The 16,197-nt window shown below is 76.3% G+C and carries 14 protein-coding genes; 4 read left to right on the forward strand and 10 right to left on the reverse strand.

The window, feature by feature from the left end:
* Window positions 1-130: 130 nt before the first annotated feature.
* The 10 genes from aroB to mgtE all read right to left on the reverse strand — a co-directional run bounded on the left by aroB (window position 131) and on the right by mgtE (window position 13,153).
* On the reverse strand, window positions 131-2,347 hold the full coding sequence (gene aroB / locus DYI95_RS00905; RefSeq protein WP_116901246.1) for a 3-dehydroquinate synthase: 2,217 nt from the start codon (window positions 2,345-2,347) through the stop codon (window positions 131-133).
* Window positions 2,344-3,768, reverse strand: a complete 1,425-nt coding sequence (aroC, locus tag DYI95_RS00910) for a chorismate synthase (RefSeq protein WP_116901298.1) — start codon at window positions 3,766-3,768, stop codon at window positions 2,344-2,346. Before aroC ends, aroB begins: the two co-directional genes overlap by 4 nt.
* A 5-nt stretch (window positions 3,769-3,773) precedes the next feature.
* On the reverse strand, window positions 3,774-4,916 hold the full coding sequence (locus tag DYI95_RS12880) for a shikimate dehydrogenase (protein ID WP_116901245.1): 1,143 nt from the start codon (window positions 4,914-4,916) through the stop codon (window positions 3,774-3,776).
* Window positions 4,913-6,676, reverse strand: coding sequence for a 3-phosphoshikimate 1-carboxyvinyltransferase (gene aroA, locus DYI95_RS00920; RefSeq protein WP_116901244.1), 1,764 nt, complete (start codon window positions 6,674-6,676; stop codon window positions 4,913-4,915). The genes DYI95_RS12880 and aroA overlap by 4 nt, the downstream gene beginning before the upstream one ends.
* Before the next feature lie 5 nt (window positions 6,677-6,681).
* Window positions 6,682-7,758 carry a prephenate dehydrogenase gene (locus DYI95_RS00925; protein WP_116901243.1) on the reverse strand — a complete coding sequence of 359 codons (1,077 nt, stop codon included), beginning with the start codon at window positions 7,756-7,758 and terminating at the stop codon, window positions 6,682-6,684.
* Between the two features lie 69 nt (window positions 7,759-7,827).
* Entirely contained in the window at window positions 7,828-9,051 is a 1,224-nt protein-coding gene (gene aroF, locus DYI95_RS00930) for a 3-deoxy-7-phosphoheptulonate synthase (RefSeq protein WP_116901242.1), read from the reverse strand.
* The gene (gene aroH / locus DYI95_RS00935; RefSeq protein ID WP_116901241.1) at window positions 9,048-9,473 is read right to left on the reverse strand and encodes a chorismate mutase; all 426 of its coding nucleotides are present in this window, start codon (window positions 9,471-9,473) and stop codon (window positions 9,048-9,050) included. The genes aroF and aroH overlap by 4 nt, the downstream gene beginning before the upstream one ends.
* Window positions 9,474-9,830: 357 nt before the next feature.
* The gene (locus tag DYI95_RS00940) at window positions 9,831-10,280 is read right to left on the reverse strand and encodes a HutP family protein (protein ID WP_006904627.1); all 450 of its coding nucleotides are present in this window, start codon (window positions 10,278-10,280) and stop codon (window positions 9,831-9,833) included.
* A 64-nt stretch (window positions 10,281-10,344) separates the two neighbouring features.
* On the reverse strand, window positions 10,345-11,790 hold the full coding sequence (locus tag DYI95_RS00945; RefSeq protein WP_116901240.1) for a hypothetical protein: 1,446 nt from the start codon (window positions 11,788-11,790) through the stop codon (window positions 10,345-10,347).
* A gap of 13 nt (window positions 11,791-11,803) precedes the next feature.
* A complete protein-coding gene (gene mgtE / locus DYI95_RS00950; protein WP_116901239.1) occupies window positions 11,804-13,153 on the reverse strand; it encodes a magnesium transporter in 1,350 nt (449 codons plus the stop codon).
* Between the two features lie 297 nt (window positions 13,154-13,450).
* Between mgtE and DYI95_RS00955 the strand changes: the two genes are divergently transcribed.
* From DYI95_RS00955 to DYI95_RS00970, 4 genes are all read left to right on the forward strand, one after another.
* A complete protein-coding gene (locus DYI95_RS00955; protein ID WP_116901238.1) occupies window positions 13,451-14,425 on the forward strand; it encodes a D-glycerate dehydrogenase in 975 nt (324 codons plus the stop codon).
* A gap of 270 nt (window positions 14,426-14,695) precedes the next feature.
* Window positions 14,696-14,977, forward strand: a complete 282-nt coding sequence (locus tag DYI95_RS00960; RefSeq protein WP_116901237.1) for a hypothetical protein — start codon at window positions 14,696-14,698, stop codon at window positions 14,975-14,977.
* Between the two features lie 141 nt (window positions 14,978-15,118).
* Window positions 15,119-15,559: a hypothetical protein gene (locus tag DYI95_RS00965; RefSeq protein ID WP_158556079.1), complete on the forward strand. Its 441-nt coding sequence runs from the start codon at window positions 15,119-15,121 to the stop codon at window positions 15,557-15,559.
* A complete protein-coding gene (locus DYI95_RS00970) occupies window positions 15,514-15,996 on the forward strand; it encodes an endonuclease/exonuclease/phosphatase family protein (RefSeq protein WP_116901235.1) in 483 nt (160 codons plus the stop codon). The genes DYI95_RS00965 and DYI95_RS00970 overlap by 46 nt, the downstream gene beginning before the upstream one ends.
* Window positions 15,997-16,197 lie beyond the last annotated feature (201 nt).

Here is a 16,197-nt window from a genome sequence, read left to right on the forward strand (position 1 = left end):
ATGGCCGCGGGAAGGCCATGCCGGCCACCGGAAGGCCATCCCGCCGGAAGGCCACCCCGGCGGCCATCCCGGGCAGACCGCCGCAAGACCGCGCCGGGAAGACCGCCAGAAGACCATGCTGCGCCTGCAGTTACACCTGGGCGCGCCCTGCCCCTGCAGCAGGCGACCGGCCGGCCAGAGACCGGCCGACCAGCTCCTTCACCACCGCCTCGGGCACGTCGTCCCGCAGGGCGATCTGCCCCGGCGCCCCGAGCAGGACGAACCGCACCCTGCCCTGCCGGTTCTTCTTGTCATGCTGCAGGCGACCCAGCAGCTCGGCGGCGGTGGGCGGCTCCACACCCCATTCCCGGCAAGCCTGGGCCAGGGTGACGGGAAGGCCGAGGCGGGCCAGCAGCTCCTCCACCCGGCCGGCCAGCCCGGCGGGGGCCATCCCCAGCCGCTCCGACAAGGCCAGGGCCAGCACCAGGCCGGCGGCCACGGCATCGCCATGGGGCACCCGGTAGCCGGCGGCGGCCTCCAGGGCGTGGGCAAAGGTGTGGCCCAGGTTGAGGAAGGCGCGGGGGCCGCGTTCTTCCGGGTCCTGGGCGACGATCCGCGCCTTGACGGCCACCGAGCGGGCGATGAGGGGCGCCAGCCCGTGGGGGTCGCGGTCCAGCAGCCGGGGCACGGCGGCCTCCAGGGCGGCCAGGTGGCCTTCCCCGTCCAGCAGGGCGTGCTTGACCATCTCCGCCAGCCCGCCCCGGTAAGCGGCCTGGGGCTGGGTGGCCAGGGTGGCCGGGTCGGCCACCACCAGCCGCGGCTGGTGGAAGGCGCCGATCAGGTTCTTGGCCCGCGGGTGGTTGACGGCCACCTTGCCGCCGGCGCTGGCGTCAACCTGGGCGAGGAGCGTGGTGGGCAGCTGGGCAAAGGCGATGCCCCGCATGTAGGTGGCGGCGACGAATCCCGCCAGGTCGCCCACCACCCCGCCGCCCAGGGCGAAGACCCAGGCGTCGCGGCCCGCGCCGGCTTCCACCAGCCGGTCGTAGAGGCGGGAGGCCCACTCCAGGGACTTGGCTTCCTCCCCGGCGGGCACCACGGCCCGGACCACCCGGAACCCCGCCCGCTCCAGGGCCCGGGCGACCCGCCCGCCGTAGAGGGCGGACACCACGGGATCGCTGGCCAGCAGGGCCACGGGCGCGCCCCCGCCAGGCTGGCCGGCCGGGCGCTCTTCCGCTAGGGGACCGGCCGCTGGAGGGCCTGACAGAAGGCCGGCAGCGCCGGGCGTGGCCCGGGTAGCCGCCGGACCCGGCCGGCCCGGAGCCCCCCAGGGCGGTGTTCCGCCGGCGGGGACTCCACCGGTCCATGCGGCGGCCAGCAGCGCCTCCAGCCCCACCTCCCCCGCGGTGCCCGTCACCGTGCCCGCTCCCGTGCCCGCCACCGCACCGGGACGCACCCACAGAGGGTAGCGCTCGGCCCCCGCCTCGATCAACAGGTCCGGCTCCGCGACGGCGGCGGGCGCCGTAGGCGCGGAAGACGCCCCGGGGGGAGCCGTAGCGGCGGAAGGCACGGTGCCGGGACCGGCGGCGGAAGGCGCCGCGGCGGGATCCGTGGCGGAGGAAGGTGCGCGGGCGTGCGGCGGGGCGCCGGGCGGCGGGACGGTGGCCACCGAACCCGGGGCGGTGGTCACGGAACCTGAGGGGCCGTGGGGGCCTAAGGCGGTCGTGCCGGTCCCCGGGCGGGCAGCGGGGCCGGGGACGGGTACCGGTAGGAGGTGTTCGAGGACCGCCTCCGTGACCGCCGCCACCGGCCGGCCGGCGGTGGGGATGCGGTACCGGGCCACGGCCGCGTAGGCACCGGCCCGCTGCTGGAGCAGCTGGGCCAGGCGCTGAGCGAGGACGGCCGGCGGGTGATCCGGCGACCCGCCGGCCGGGGAAGCGCCCAGCTCCCGAGAGGCACCCACCATTGAGACAGCTTCAGCCGCCGCGCCCGCCAGCAGGGGCCGGCCGGCGGCCTCCTGCCCGGCCAGCCGGCGGGCCAGTTCCTCCGGCGGGGCCTCCAGCCAGACCACCCAGGGCTCGGCGGCCAGCTTTGCCCGGTTCGCCTCCGAGAGCACCACCCCGCCCCCCGTGGCGATGACCACCCGCTCCAGGGCCAGGGCCCAGGCCAGCGCCTGTTCCTCCCGGCGCCGAAACCCTGCCTCCCCCTCCTGGGCGAAGAGGGCGCCGACGGTGCGGCCCGCCGCCTGTTCGACGAGGTCGTCCAGGTCGAGAAAGGCCCAGCCCAGGCGGGCGGCCAGGGCCCGTCCCACGGTGGTCTTGCCGGCGCCCATCATGCCGACCAGTACGAGCCGCAGGGGCCTTCCCGTCACCGGGGGTCCCTCCCCGGGGTGGGGGCGCCGGCCTGGCTCCCGCCCGCCGGAGGGGAACCGGCAGCCCGGGACGCCTCCGGTGCCGGGGCACGGTCGACCCAGGCGGCCAGGCGCTCGCAGTATGCGATGTAGTTGCGCAGCATGTCGTCGACGCTGTCGCCGCCGAACTTGTCGATCCACGCCGCGGCCAGCTCCAGCGCCACGATGGCCTCGCCCACCACCGCCGCCGCCGGCACGGCACAGATGTCCGACCGCTCGTGGTGGGCGGCGAAGGGTTCCCCGGTCAGCAGGTCGGCCGACGGCAGGGGCCGGCGCAGGGTGGCGATGGGCTTCATCGCCGCCCGCAGGACCAGGGGCTCGCCGTTGGTGATGCCGCCTTCGATGCCCCCGGCCCCGTTGCGGTACCGGAAGAACCCGGCCGCCGGGCCGCGCCAGCCGTCGGCCCCGGCCCGGGCTGCGGCGGCCCGGGCCGCCGGGTGGGCGGGACCGGGCGCCGCTGGGGCTGGTTCCGTACCCTCCAGGCGGGGCGGGCGGAACCCGATGGGGTCGTGGACCCGGGAACCCGGCAGGGCGGCGGCGGCGAAGCCCAGGCCCACCTCAACCCCCTTGATGGCGTTCAGCGCCATCAAGGCCCCGGCCAGCCGTCCCTCCAGCCGCCGGTCGCCGCTGGAGTGGCTGCCCAGCCCCACGGGCACCCCGGTGACCAGGATCTCGAACACGCCCCCCAGGGTGTCCCCGGCCTGGCCGGCGGTCCGGATGGCCTCCACCATCCGCTCCGACGCCGCCGGATCCGGGCAGCGGACCGGCGAGGCTTCGGTGGCCTCCTCGAGGGCCCCCGGGTCCACGGGCGGGCGGCCGTCCTCGCCGTACTCCAGGACCGGCGACGGGATGGCCACCTCGCCGATGCGCAGCACGTAGCTCTGGATGCGGACCCCGAACAGGCCGAGCAGCTTGCGGGCGACGGCCCCCGCGGCTACCCGGGCCGCCGTCTCCCGGGCGCTGGCCCGCTCCAGGACGTCCCGGATGTCGCGGGCGCCGTATTTCAGGGCGCCCGCCAGGTCGGCATGGCCCGGGCGGGGGCGGGTGACGGGTTCCAGGCGCCAGTCGCCGTCCGCAGTGGCCTGGGCGGCGGCGTCCGGGGGCTCCGGCGCCATGGCCCGGCTCCAGTTCTCCCAGTCGCGGTTGGGAATCCACAGGGCGATGGGGCTGCCCAGGGTGCGGCCGTGGCGCACCCCGCCCACGATCCGCACCCGGTCCTGCTCGATCTTCATGCGGCCGCCCCGGCCATAACCCCGCTGGCGCCGGGCCAGGTCGCGGTCGATGTCGGCGGCCGTCAGGGGCAGCCCGTGGGGCACGCCTTCCAGGACGGCCACCAGGCCGGGTCCGTGGGATTCGCCGGCGGTCAACAGCCGCAGGGCCACCGGGTTCACGCTCCTTGCTCCGGAGATGACGCCCCCCGGCCCGTGCCGTCCCAGGCCTCCGCCGGAACGTCCCGGGCCCCGGGGGCACCCGGGTCGCCGGCGGCCAGGGCCGCCTGCAGGGCGGCCCGCATGGCGGCCAGGGGGGCGGGCCGGTTCGTCCAGAGTTCAAAGGCGGCGGCCCCCTGGTGCAGCAGCATGCCCAGGCCGCCGATGGCCCGGGCGCCGGCCGCCGCCGCCCGGGCCAGGAAGGGGGTGACGGCCGGCCGGTAGACCAGGTCGTAATACACCTGGCCGGGCAGGGGGCGGCAGGTAGCCGGCAGCGGGTCCACCCCCAGCTGGGGCGCCATGCCGGCGCTGGTGGCGTTGACCACCAGCAGGCAGCCGGCGGCCACCTCCGGCAGGGCCGGGTCGTCTAAGGAGAGGGCTTCCACGGGCGCCTCCACGGGCGCCGGATCCAGGGAAGCCTCGCAACCTTGATCCCGTGCGCCGGCGGGCCTCCCCGGTTGCGGGGACTGGCCCCCGTCGCCGGACCCGGCCGGGCCCGCGATCCCGTGCCGGGGGTGGGGCCGGGCCGGAGGCCCGCCGGCTGCGCCCGGATCCACGGGCGCCTGCGCCAGCTCCCGGGCCAGCGCCCGGGCCCGAGCGGCCGTCCGGTTGGCGATCACCACGGCCATGCCGGCTTCCAGCAGGGCGAAGGCCACGGCCCGGGCGGCACCGCCGGCTCCCAGGACCAGGGCCCGCCGGCCGGCTAGGCGGCCGGCGGGGAGGCCGTGCTCCTCCAGATCCCGGAGGAACCCGGTCCCGTCGGTGTTGTACCCCACCAGCGCCCCGCCGTCCTCCCGCACCACGGTGTTGACGGCGCCGATGCGGCGAGCGGCGGGATCGAGCCGGTCCAGCAGGGCGAGGGCGGCTTCCTTGTGGGGGATGGTCAGGTTGACCCCGGCCCAGCGGGGATCGGCCCGCACCTGGGCCAGGGCGGCCTCCAGGTCCCCGGGCGGCACGTCCCAGGCCTGGTACGACCAGGGCAGGCCCGCCGCCCGGAAGGCGGCAGACTGCAGGGCGGGCGAGAGGCTGTGGCCGATGGGATGGCCCAGGACCGCCAGCCGCCGCGGCGGCGGCGAGCCGGGGGTGGCCGGGGGGCGGCTCATGCCGGTTCATCCCCCGCGGCCGGGGCCGGCAGGGAGCCGGGTGCCGCACCTGCACCGCCTGCTTCCAGGGAAACCAAGCCTGCCCCCAGGGTCACCGGGCTTGCCGGCTGGGGCTCCGGGCTCCCCGGCAGGCCTTCCGGACCCTCCACGGGAGCGCCCAGCCGGCGGAGGTTGCTGAAGAAGCCAGGGTCCGACACGGCGGCGCTGGCGGCGCCGGTGATCACCGTCTCGCCGGCCGCCACCAGCCCGGCCACGGCCAGGGCCATGGCCATGCGGTGGTCGCCCCGGGAAGAGACCACGGCGCCCCGCAAGGGGGTGGGGCCGTGGATGTCCAGGCCGCCGGGGTGCTCGTCCACCCGGGCGCCCAGCCGCCGCAGTTCCTCGGCGATGGCCGTGAGGCGATCGGTTTCCTTGACCCGCAGTTCCGCGGCGTCGCGGATGCGGGTGGTGCCCCGGGCCTGGGTGGCCAGCACCGCCAGGATGGGGATCTCGTCGATCAGCCGGGGGATCAGGTCGCCGCCCACGTCCACGGCCCGCAGCTCGGAGGTTTCGGCGGTGAGGTCCGCCACCGGCTCGCCCGGCCCGCCGGCCGTTGCGGAAGAACCGGCGGGCCCTCGGGGAACGCGGCCGGGGGCCGGGCGGCCTCCGTCCCCCGCTCCCCGGGCCGGCCGGCCCGGCCCCGCCGGGTCGCCGGCGGGACCGGCGCCGGGCTGCAGTTCCCGCACGGCCTTCACCCGCACCCGGGCGCCCATGGCCTGCAGCACCTCCAGGAACCCCGCCCGGGTGGGGTTGACCCCCACTCCCTGCAGGGTGATCCGGCTACCCGGGCAAAGGAGGGCGGCGGCCAGGTAGAAGGCGGCCGCCGACGGGTCGCCGGGGATGGCCAGCCGGGCCGGGGCGGCCAGGACCTGGCCGCCGTCGACGGCGACCAGCAGCCCGTCCCGCTCCACGGCGACGCCGAAGAGGGGCAGCAGCCGCTCGGTGTGATCGCGGGAGAGGGCGGGCTCGCGGACGCTGGTTCGTCCCGCGGCAAACAGCCCTGCCAGCAGGATGGCGCTCTTGACCTGGGCGCTGGCCACGGGGCTGTCGTGGTGGATGGCCCTGAGGTCCCCGCCCCGGATGGTCAGGGGGGCCCGGCGGCCGCCCTCCCGGCCGCTGATCAGGGCGCCCATGCGGCGCAGGGGCTCGACCACCCGGTCCATGGGCCGCCGGCACAGGGAGGCATCCCCGGTCAAGGTGGCGGTGAAGGGGCGGGATGCCAGCAGCCCCAGCAAAAGGCGCATGGTGGTGCCCGAGTTGCCCGCGTCCAGGGGAGCTGCGGGAGCCTGCCAGCCGGCGATGCCCGGCCCCTCCAGCACCACCTGGTGGGGCGCCGGACGCCGCACCGTGACCCCCAGGGCGGCAAGGCACGCCAGGGTCGAGGCAGCGTCCCGCCCCGGCGCGTAATGGTCCAGGACGACCCGGCCCCCGGCGGCGGCGGCCAGCAGGGCCGCCCGGTGGGCGATGGACTTGTCCCCCGGCACCGGCAGCGTGCCGCCCAGATCCCGGGCGGGCCGCACCCGTACCAGGCCGGAGTCCAGGGCGGGGTCGCCGGCGGCCGGTTCCGGGGCCGCCCCGGGGATCCCGGCTGGTTTGGTGGCTGCGGCCGGGGCAGGAGCGCCGGCGGGTCCGGGCGCCGCTCCGGGCAGGGCATCTCCAGGCGCTCCGCCCGCCCGGCGGTGCCGGCGATTGGATTCAGGTTCAGGCGTTGGGCAGTGCACGGGCGTCACCCATCCTCGCTGGAGCCTGGCCGGGCGGTCTCCGCGGGCGGCCCGGGCCGGCGCAGGATGGCCTCCCGGAAGCGGCGGGCCGCGTCCAGGTAGCGGAAGAGGGGATCGCCCCCTTCGCCCCCCTGGGCCAGCCCGGTGAAGTCTCCCCCTCCGGCGCCGGTCCCCCCGGCGCGGCCTTCCGGCCCCGCCGGTCCTTCTCCGGGCCCGGCGGGGACCACCGCCCGGGCCAGCCGGTCAAGTTCTTCCTTCAGAACCTCGAGCCACGGGGCCAGATGGACCCAGTTGGCGCGCAGCATGTCCCGCCCCAGCACGGGGTGGCCGCCGGCCACCCGGGTGGTGTCGCGAAAGCCGCCGGCCACCAGGCCGGCCAGGTGGGGGAGGCTTCCGGCGCCCCGGCGGGCGGTGCCTGCCAGGGCGGCGGCCACCAGCAGGGGCAGGTGGCTGGCCAGGGCCACGTGCCGGTCGTGATCCACGGGATCCATCAGGAGGACCCGGGCACCGGCGGCCTCCAGCAGCGGGATCCAGGGCCGGGCCGCCCCTTCGCCCCAGGGGGCGGCGGGGGTGAGGACCCAGGTGCACCCCCGGAAGAGCCCGGGATCAGCCGCGGCGGCGCCCCACCGCTCGGTGCCGGCCATGGGGTGGCCACCCACAAAAGCCACCTGGGCGGGCAAGTGCTGCCGGGCGGCGGCCACCACCGGCCCCTTGACGCTGCCGGTGTCGGTGAGCAGCACTCCCGGCCGCAGGAAGGGCCGGGCCTGCTCCAGCACCGCCGGCATGGCGCCCAGGGGCACGGCCAGCACCACGGCATCGGCCTCTCTGAGCAGGTCCAACCCGGCGGACGAACCGGCGTCGACCCACCCGGCCGCCAGGGCGTGGTCCAAGGCGGCCGGATCCCGGTCGAACCCCAGCACCCTGCCCACCAGGGGGCGGACGGCGGCGGCCAGGGAGCCGCCGATCTGGCCCAGGCCGACCACGGCCAAAACGCGCCCCCGCCAGCGCTCCAGCCGGTCGCCGCCCGGACGGCCGCCCGGCTCGGAGGCCGGAACGGGCCCGCCCCGTCCCGGCCCTGGCAACGGATTAGGAAGCCTCCGGGATTCGAAGGCGGGGCCGCAGGCCGGGCCGGGGGCCTCGGGGCACACCGGTCAGTTGCCCCCACCGGCGGCGGCCCGCCTCGGGGAGGGTGCCGCCGCCACCGCAGCCGGCGCGACCGGTACGTCCGGCTCGCCGGGGCGGGGCAGGCCGGGTTGGGCGTCGCCCCGGCCTTCGCGGCCGGCGCCCGCCCGTCCTTCCCGACCTGCCCCGGTGACGGCCCCGTCACGGGCCGCCTGCCGGCCGGGTTCGTCCCCGTGGCGGAACAGCCGGCGGCCGAGGGCCCGGGCCACGGCTTCGACCTCTTCCACCAGCTGCTGGAACTGGGCGAAGTCCAGGCTCTGGTTGCCGTCGGACAGGGCCTGGTCGGGCCGCGGGTGCACCTCCACGATCAGCCCGTCGGCCCCCGCGGCGACGGCCGCCCGGGCCAGGGGGATCACGTACTCCCGGTGACCGGTGCCGTGGCTGGGATCGACGATCACCGGCAGGTGGGTCAGGCTCTTGGCCACGGCCACGGCGTTGAGGTCCAGGGTGTTGCGGGTCGACGTTTCGAAGGTGCGGATGCCGCGCTCGCAGAGGATCACGTGGGGATTGCCCTCGGCCAGGATGTATTCGGCCGCCAGCAGCCACTCTTCCACCGTGGCCATGAAGCCCCGCTTGAGGAGCACCGGCTTGCGGGTCCGGCCCACCGCCTGCAGCAAGGGGAAGTTCTGCATGTTGCGGGCGCCGATCTGGAGGACGTCGGCGTAGGCAGCCACCTGCTCCACCTGCTCGGGGGCCATCACCTCGGTCACCACGGGCAGGCCCGTCACCTGCCGGGCCTGCGCCAGCAGCCGCAGGCCCTCCTGGCCAAGACCCTGAAAGCTGTAGGGGGAGGTACGGGGCTTGAAGGCACCGCCGCGCAGGGCCGCGCCCCCGGCCCGCCGGAGGAACCCGGCGATCTCCAGCAGCCCGGCCTCGCTCTCCACGGAGCAGGGGCCGGCGATGATGGGGACCGCATCGCCGCCGAAGGGCACGCCGCCCGCAGTCACCACCGTCGGCTCGGGGCGGAACTCCCGGCTGGCCAGCTTGTAGGGCCGGCTGACGGTGACCACCCTCTCCACCCCCCGCAGGGTCTCCACCTGCTGGCCGTCCAGGGCGCGGGGATTGCCGTGGCCGTGGATCACCACCCGCTCGTCGCCCTGGGCCACGTAGGGCCGCAGCCCCGCCTGGCGGAGGCGCTCCTTGACCTGCTCGACGTCGTCAGGTGTGGCGTGGGGATGCATGATGACGATCACCCTCGATTCCCTCCCGCCAGGGCCTGGGCGACGGCCAGGCCGTCCAGGACTCCGCCGGGTTGCCAGGTGGCCAGGTCGGGCCGCAGGCAGCGGGCCTGGCCCAGGTAGACGTGCCGGATCTCCCGGGGCGACCGGTCGGTGTTCACCAGCACCAGGGCCCGGATGCAGCGGGGCAGGTCATCGTCCACCGGCGGCGCCATGGCGTCCAGCAGCGGGACGTGGGTCCAGCCCAGCTCCCGCACCGCGGAAGCGGGGAAGGCACGGTCCAGGTCCCGGGTCACCGTGAAGAACACCGCAACAATATCATCGACTGAAGCTTCATTCAGCGCAACCATGGCCTGCAAGAGCTCGCGGGTCGCCCGGCGGATCGCCTCGGGACTGTTGTCCTCGGCGACTACGGCACCCCGTATCCCGCGCACCATCCTTCCCTCCTTGCCCGGCCCCTGCGCAGCGAGGACAGAAAGGAAAAAGCCACCGAAGGGTGGCGGGAGGAATCCGCCCCTACCGTCCTGCCGTTCTACGCAGCGGCTGCCGATGGATTTGAAAAGGAGTCGGGAACCGGCCGCGTCCTACCGTGAAGCCTGCCGTCCTGCACCGGCTGCGGCCGGTTGTTATTCGCGAATTATACAAGGCGCCCGGGCGTCCGGCAAGACCTTGTAGCGCTGGTCGGCAAGGCCGGCGGGTTGCCGAGGCCCGCGGGTTGCCAGGGTCCGCGGAGCAGGTAGCGGGTGCCGCCGCCGGATCCGCCGGACCGCCGCCGGTCACGGCAGACCCGCCGGTCACGCCGGACCGCTGCGGGGCGCCACGTCAGGCACGGCCCGGTGGGCCAGGCCCACGGCCACGTCGTCCAGGTGCACCAGGCCCACCCCCACGAAGACGGCACAGGCCAGGTGCTCCCCCAGCCGGGCGATGGCCACCTTGCCGCCCACGTTGAAACCTAGCGCCCGGCCCGCCAGCTGGGCCAGCGCTTCCCTGGCCGCCCCGGCCACCGCCCCCTCGTGGGGGTGGATGGGTGCGATGACGCCCTCGCGCCGGGCGGCGACGATGGCCCTCTGCACCATGCTGCCGATGGACTCCACGTACGGTCCGCCGAAGTCCACCGCCACGCCCCGGATGCCCTGGCGCAGGAGCTCGTCCTTGATCCGGCCCTCGTCGCTGCGGGTAGCCGAGGTGGCCAGCCGCAGGGCGGCCCGCGCCACCGCCAGGTTGGGACCTTCCGCTTGGGTCATGGCCTGATCATCCTTCCGGGTGCGTTCCCTGCCGGTTGTGCATCCCCTGCCGGTTTCGTCCCGCCTATGCCTTCGGCCGGCCCGGCGAGCTTCCCTGTCGGGCCGGGTCCTCTCCCCTGGGAGAGGAGGCCGGTCCGGCCACCAGCCGCCAGCGGGCTCCCGCCTGGACCGGGTAGAGCTGCACCGCCCACCAGCCCAGCCGCCCCAGGTCGCGGGCGACCCGGCGGGCCGCGCCGCCGTCGCCCGCTCCCGCAGGAGCCAGCCACAGGGCCCAAACGGGCCAGGCCACGTGCCAGGCAGGCCAGGCGGGGGGGCTTCCGGGCCCGCCGGGGTCCCAGCCCAGCTGCCGCAGCGCGGCCTCCAGCCGCTCGCCGGCCGTTGCCACCGCCGGCGGGACCAGCCCCTGGTCCCGGACGAACCGGCCCAGGGCCGCAGCCTCCCGCAGCAAGGCGGCCAGGACCCGGTCGGGATCGCCGGCGGCAGCTGCGGGCCGGCCGCCGCCCCCCGCCGGGCCCGTCTCCGGCCCCGGTGCTCCCCCCGTGGGGCGGCGGGGGCGCGGGTCGGTGGGAAGGTCGGCGGGCAGCCGGCGGCGCCAGCCCGCCAGCCAGCGGGCTTCCCGCTCCAGGACCCGGACCAGGACGGGGTCGGGGCCCTGGGACCAGCGGGCAGCCCAGCACCACTCCGGCGGCGGCGGCAGGTCCGGCCAGGTGTCATCCGGCCGGGAAGCTGCCGCGGGAAGGGGGCCGGCCAGCAGCAAGCCCCGGGTCAGGGGTTCAAGCCAGCCGGCGGGCAGGGCGGCAAAGGCCCGAGCCCGTCCGGCCGCCAGGGGTGACGGCCAGCCCCCCTCGTCTCCCGGGGGTGGTCCGGAGGGGGCGCCGGTCCCGGCCCCTTCAGCGGGGTGCCCCGCCAGGCCGCCCGTGCCCGCGCCCCCGGCCGGCCCGCTTCCGGCCACCCGGCCTCCTGGCCTTCCCCCTGCGTCCCCGGCGACCGGGGCCGGGCCGGGCGGGCCCAGACCCGCGACGAAGCCCAGGTCCGGCGGTGGACCGGCCCAGCGCAGCCCGCCCAGGGCCATGGCCACCGCCCGTGGCCAGGCACCCAGGGCCAGCGCCGCCTCCCGGGCCAGGGCCAGGACGGCGGGCGGGGGGCCGGGGTGAAGGGCGACGTCCTCCAGCAGCTGGCCCATTCGTTCCCGCAGCGGGTCCGCAGGAAGGAACGGGCCCTTGCCCGCTTCGGGACCCGCCCCACGGGCGGCGCCGGGGCGGCGGCAGGGGCGGGGCGCCACCGCCAGGCCGAGCCCCAGGGGAGGAGGGCCGGGCAGGTCCGCGGGGACTGCGGCCCGCCCTCCTGCCAGCCACAGGGGTAAGGCCCCCAGCACATGACCGCCCAGGAGGATAGCGCCGGGCACCCGGGGTACGGCCGTCATGGCCAGGCCGGGGGCAGGCGGGTCCCCCTGGCGGGCGGGCCTGTTCGTCCCGGCAGGGTAAGGGCCGGCGTCCGGTCCGCAGGTCACAGCCGTGGGCCCCCTAGCTCAGGTTGAGAAGCGCGCGGGCCACGGAAAAGTAGATGAAGAGTCCCGTCCCGTCCACCAGGGTGCTGATGAAGGGACCCGACACCACCGCCGGGTCGACCCGCAGGCGGTGGAGCAGCAGGGGCAGCACCGCCGACACCATGGACGCCCAGACCACGATGAACAGGGCCGTCACCGCCACCACCGGACCCAGCTCGATGCCGACTCCCAGCGTGTAGGCGCGCACGTAGGTGGCCACAGCCATCACCGCTCCCAGCAGGGTCCCCGTGGCCAGCTCCCGTCCCAGGACGCGCAGCATGTCCCGGAAGGTGACCTCGCCCACGGCCAGGGCGCGCACCAGGGTCGCCACCGTCTGGCTGCCCGTGTTGCCGCCCGTGCCGATCAGCAGCGGGATGAAGAAGGTCAGCCCCACCACCTGGGACAGCAGGTCCTCGAAGTGGTGCAGGACGGTGCTGGTATAGGCACCGGCGATGAACAGGGTCAGCAGCCACCCCACGCGCTTGCGGAACAGCATGGGCACGGGGGTCTTGAAGTAGGACTCGGCCAGGGGCACGCTGCCGCCCAGCCGCTGGATGTCTTCCGTCGCCTCGCGGTGGATCACGTCGACGATGTCGTCGATGGTGATGATGCCCAGGAGGCGATGCCGGTCGTCGACCACCGGCAGGGCCACGAAGTCGTAGTTGGTCAGGAGGCGTGCCGCTTCTTCCCGGTCCGCCGTGGCCCGGACGGTGATCACGTCCGCCCGCCCCACGCTGGTCAGCGACGCGTGGGGATCGGCCAGGATCAGCTCCCTGAGGGATGCCACCCGTACCAGCCGGCCGCGGGCGTCCACCACGTAGACGTAGGAGACCACCTCGGCGTCGTGGCCCACCTTGCGCACGTGGTCCAGCGCCTGCTGGACGGTCCAGCCTTCCCGGGCGGCGATGTACTCGATGGTGGCCAGGCTGCCTGCCGTGTTCTCCGGGAAGGTCATCAGGGTGTCGATGCGCTCGCGGTAGGCGGGCGGCAGCCAAGCCTTGAGCCGGGCCGCCTGCAGCGGGTGGAGGGCGAGCAGCAGGTCGACCACCGTGTCGCTGGACATTCCCTGCAGCAAGGCGGCGGCCCGGGGCTCGTCCAGGTGATCGAGGATGCGGTACTGGGTTTCGGGTTCCAGGTATTCCAGGGTCTCGGCGGCCAGGGGCACGGGCATGCTCCGGACCAGGCGCAGGCGGTCCTGGGGCTCCATGTGGGCCAGGACCTGGGCCCGGTCGAAGGGCTGCAGGCGGGCCAGCCGTTCCAGGGCGCCCTGCTCGTCTTGACCGTGAAGGATGTCGGTGATGTCGCGAGCCCACTCGGCGGCCTGCACGGCGGGATCCCCCTTTTGGGCCGCTGGCCCAGTGTGGTGCCCATGGTCCCAATGCCCTGCCCATTATAGTGCGGGCCGGGGAGGTGGCGGAAGACGCCGCTTCCGGCCGAAAAGCGGCTTACACCTGCCAGGAACGGGCGGGAAAACGCCGTAGTACCGCTGCAGCCGGGCCGGTCCGCAGCCCCGTGCCTGGGCTGGTCCGCTCCAGCCGGGCCGGGCCGCAGCCCCCTTCCCGAGCGGGTCCGGTTCTACCGCAACCGGCCTGCCCGGCCGGCCCGGCGCCGAGGAGGTGTGGGAGTGAGGGAGCGACCCCGCGTCTTCGTCACCCGGCAGGTGCCTGAGGGTGCCCTGGCGCCCCTCGAAGGCTGGGCCGAGGTGGAGGTGTGGCCCGAGTTCCTCCCGCCGCCGCGGGCCGAGCTGGCCCGCCGCCTGGCCGTGGCCGACGGGGTCATCACCATGATCACCGACCGCATCGACGACGGGCTGCTGGCCGGAGCGCCCCGGCTGCGGGTGGTCAGCAACTGCGCCGTGGGCTACGACAACGTGGACGTCCAGGCAGCGCAGCGGCGGGGCATCCTGGTGACCCACACGCCGGGGGTCCTGACGGAGGCCACCGCCGACCTGGCCATGGCCCTGATCCTGGCCTGTGCCCGGTGCCTGCCCCAGGCGGAGGCGGACCTGCGGGCCGGCCGCTGGACCACCTGGCACCCCCTGCAGTGGCTCGGCCTCGAGCTGGACGGGGCCACCCTGGGCATCGTCGGCCTGGGGCGCATCGGCCGGGCCGTGGCCCGCCGCGCCCGGGCCTTCGGCATGCAGGTCCTGTATTCCAGCCGCCGGCGCCATCCGGACGCGGAGGAGGAGTTGGGCGTCGCCTATGCCGACCTGGACTCGCTCCTGGCCCGCTCCGACATCGTCACCCTCCACGTGCCCCTCACCCCGGAAACCCGCCACCTGCTGGACGGGAGGCGGCTGGCTCGGATGAAACCCGGGGCCATCCTGATCAACACCGCCCGGGGCGGCGTGGTGGACGAACAGGCTCTGGTCGAGGCCCTGCGCCAGGGGCACCTGGCCATGGCGGGCCTGGACGTGTACGGCCAGGAGCCGGTCCCACCCCATCACCCGCTGCTGCAGCTGCCCAACGTGATCGCCCTGCCCCACATCGGCAGCGCCACCCGGCGCACCCGCTGGCGCATGGCCCGGCTGGCGGCGGAGAACTGCGCCGCCGTGCTGCGAGGGCTGCGGCCGCCCCACCCGGTGCCGGAGATGGCGTAGGCGTGCAGGCGGCGCCCTGCCCGGCCTGAACTGCCATGCCGCACGCCCCGCGGCAGCGGTGGCCGGCCCGGGCCGCCCGGAGGGTATGGCCGGTCGGGGATCCTGATGGCGGCGGCATCCGGAGGGCGGCCAGAGGGTCCAGTATGGTCCAGTATAGTGGGGGCGGGCGGTGCGGGCGCAGTGCCCGCGAACGCGCCGCCCGGCCAGGGCCACACCTGCAGCCGGGGCCCCGGAGACCACGGGCCCCGGAGGGTGGGAAGGAGGCCGGAGATGGGTGGAGTCCTCGACATCCTGATCCTGATCGGCAAGGTGCTGATCAGCGTCGCGACCATTGCCCTGGGCATCTCCTGGGGGGTGCGGGGGGAGATGCGCACGGCGCTGGCGGTCTGCGCCGTGTTGCTGGCCGTAGGGATCTTCTGGACCAATTTTGCGGGTCTTCTCATCCCGACGATCCTGCTGGCGTACATGGCCGGCGTCCTGATGGAGCGCGGCTGGCACCGGGCCGCGCGCCAGCGGCGGCAGGACCAGGAGGACGGCTCCGCCGCAGGCTAGCAGGCCGGAGCCCGCAGGAGACGGGCGGCCCGGCCCGCGCCCGGTCAACAAGGCCTGTGGGGTCGGACCGGGGTGGCCGGGCGGTTTGGCCCTGCAACCGGCCGCCGCGCGGCCCGGTGGGGGACGGCGCGGCGCGCGGGGGTGGCCGGCGCGCCCGGAACGGAGGGAGCGGCCCTGGCGCACCGGGCAGGCATGCTCTGGCGCATTGCCACCTTCAACATCCGCCACGGGCGGGGACTGGACGGCCGGGTCGACCTGAAGGGCATCCGGCGCGTGCTGGAGCGGGCCAGCCCGCACTGGGCCGGCCTGCAGGAGGTGGACGGCGGCCGCCGCCGCAGCGGCGGAGTGCACCAGGCCCGGTGGCTGGGCATGGCCCTGGGCCGCGCCTGGTTCTTCCACCCCACCCTGCACCGGGGCGGCGCCTACGGCCTGTGCTGGCTCGGACCGCCGGTCCCCCCGGCGGGGAGCGGGGTGGTGGCCGTGGAGGCCCAGCCCCTGCCTTCCCGCGGGGAACCCGGGCCTGCCTGTGGCTGCGGGTGTCCGGCTTCGGTCCCCAGGACGAACCGGCCTGGCTGGGGGTGACCCATCTGGGGCTCGGCGCGGCGGAGCGCCGGGCGCAAGCCCGCGCCCTGGCCGAGCGGGCGGCCCGGCTGCGGCAGGAGGGGCCGGTTGTCCTGGTGGGGGACTTCAACGCGCCGGCGGAGGCGCCGGAACTGGCGCCCCTCCGGGCCGTTCTGGCCAGTGCCGCGGCGGCCCGGGCGCAGGTGCCGGCGACCTACCCGGCCACCGGTGGTGCGGGAGGCGAGCCCTGCTGGGTCGTGGCGGCGGGCAGCGGGAGCTCAAGGGGTGCCGGAAGCCCCGGGGGCGGGCCGCGCCGGGGGGACCCTGAGGGGGCGCCACAGTCCGGGCCGGCCATCGACCTGATCTGGGTAGCCGGCCTGCGCGTGGTGGAGCTGCAGGCCCTGGATCACGGGGCCTCCGACCACCGGCTGGTTCAGGCGGTCCTGGGATTCCCGTGAGGCCTGCCGGCGCAAGGCACGCCTGACGGTGCCGGACCCGCGGTACGGCGACCCGGAGCCCCGGGACCAGGGGCCCCCGGAAGGGGCGGGGCCGGGCCGGCCAGGGCGGGCGTCGGGGGTATCGCCGGGCGGCCGGGGTGCCGCCGGGTGGCCGGAGGCCGGAAGCGGGCGGTCTGGCGGCGGGCGTCCGGGTCCTCGCGC

This window comes from Thermaerobacter sp. PB12/4term (assembly GCF_003403315.2).
In the GTDB taxonomy this organism is placed as follows: domain Bacteria; phylum Bacillota; class Sulfobacillia; order Thermaerobacterales; family Thermaerobacteraceae; genus Thermaerobacter.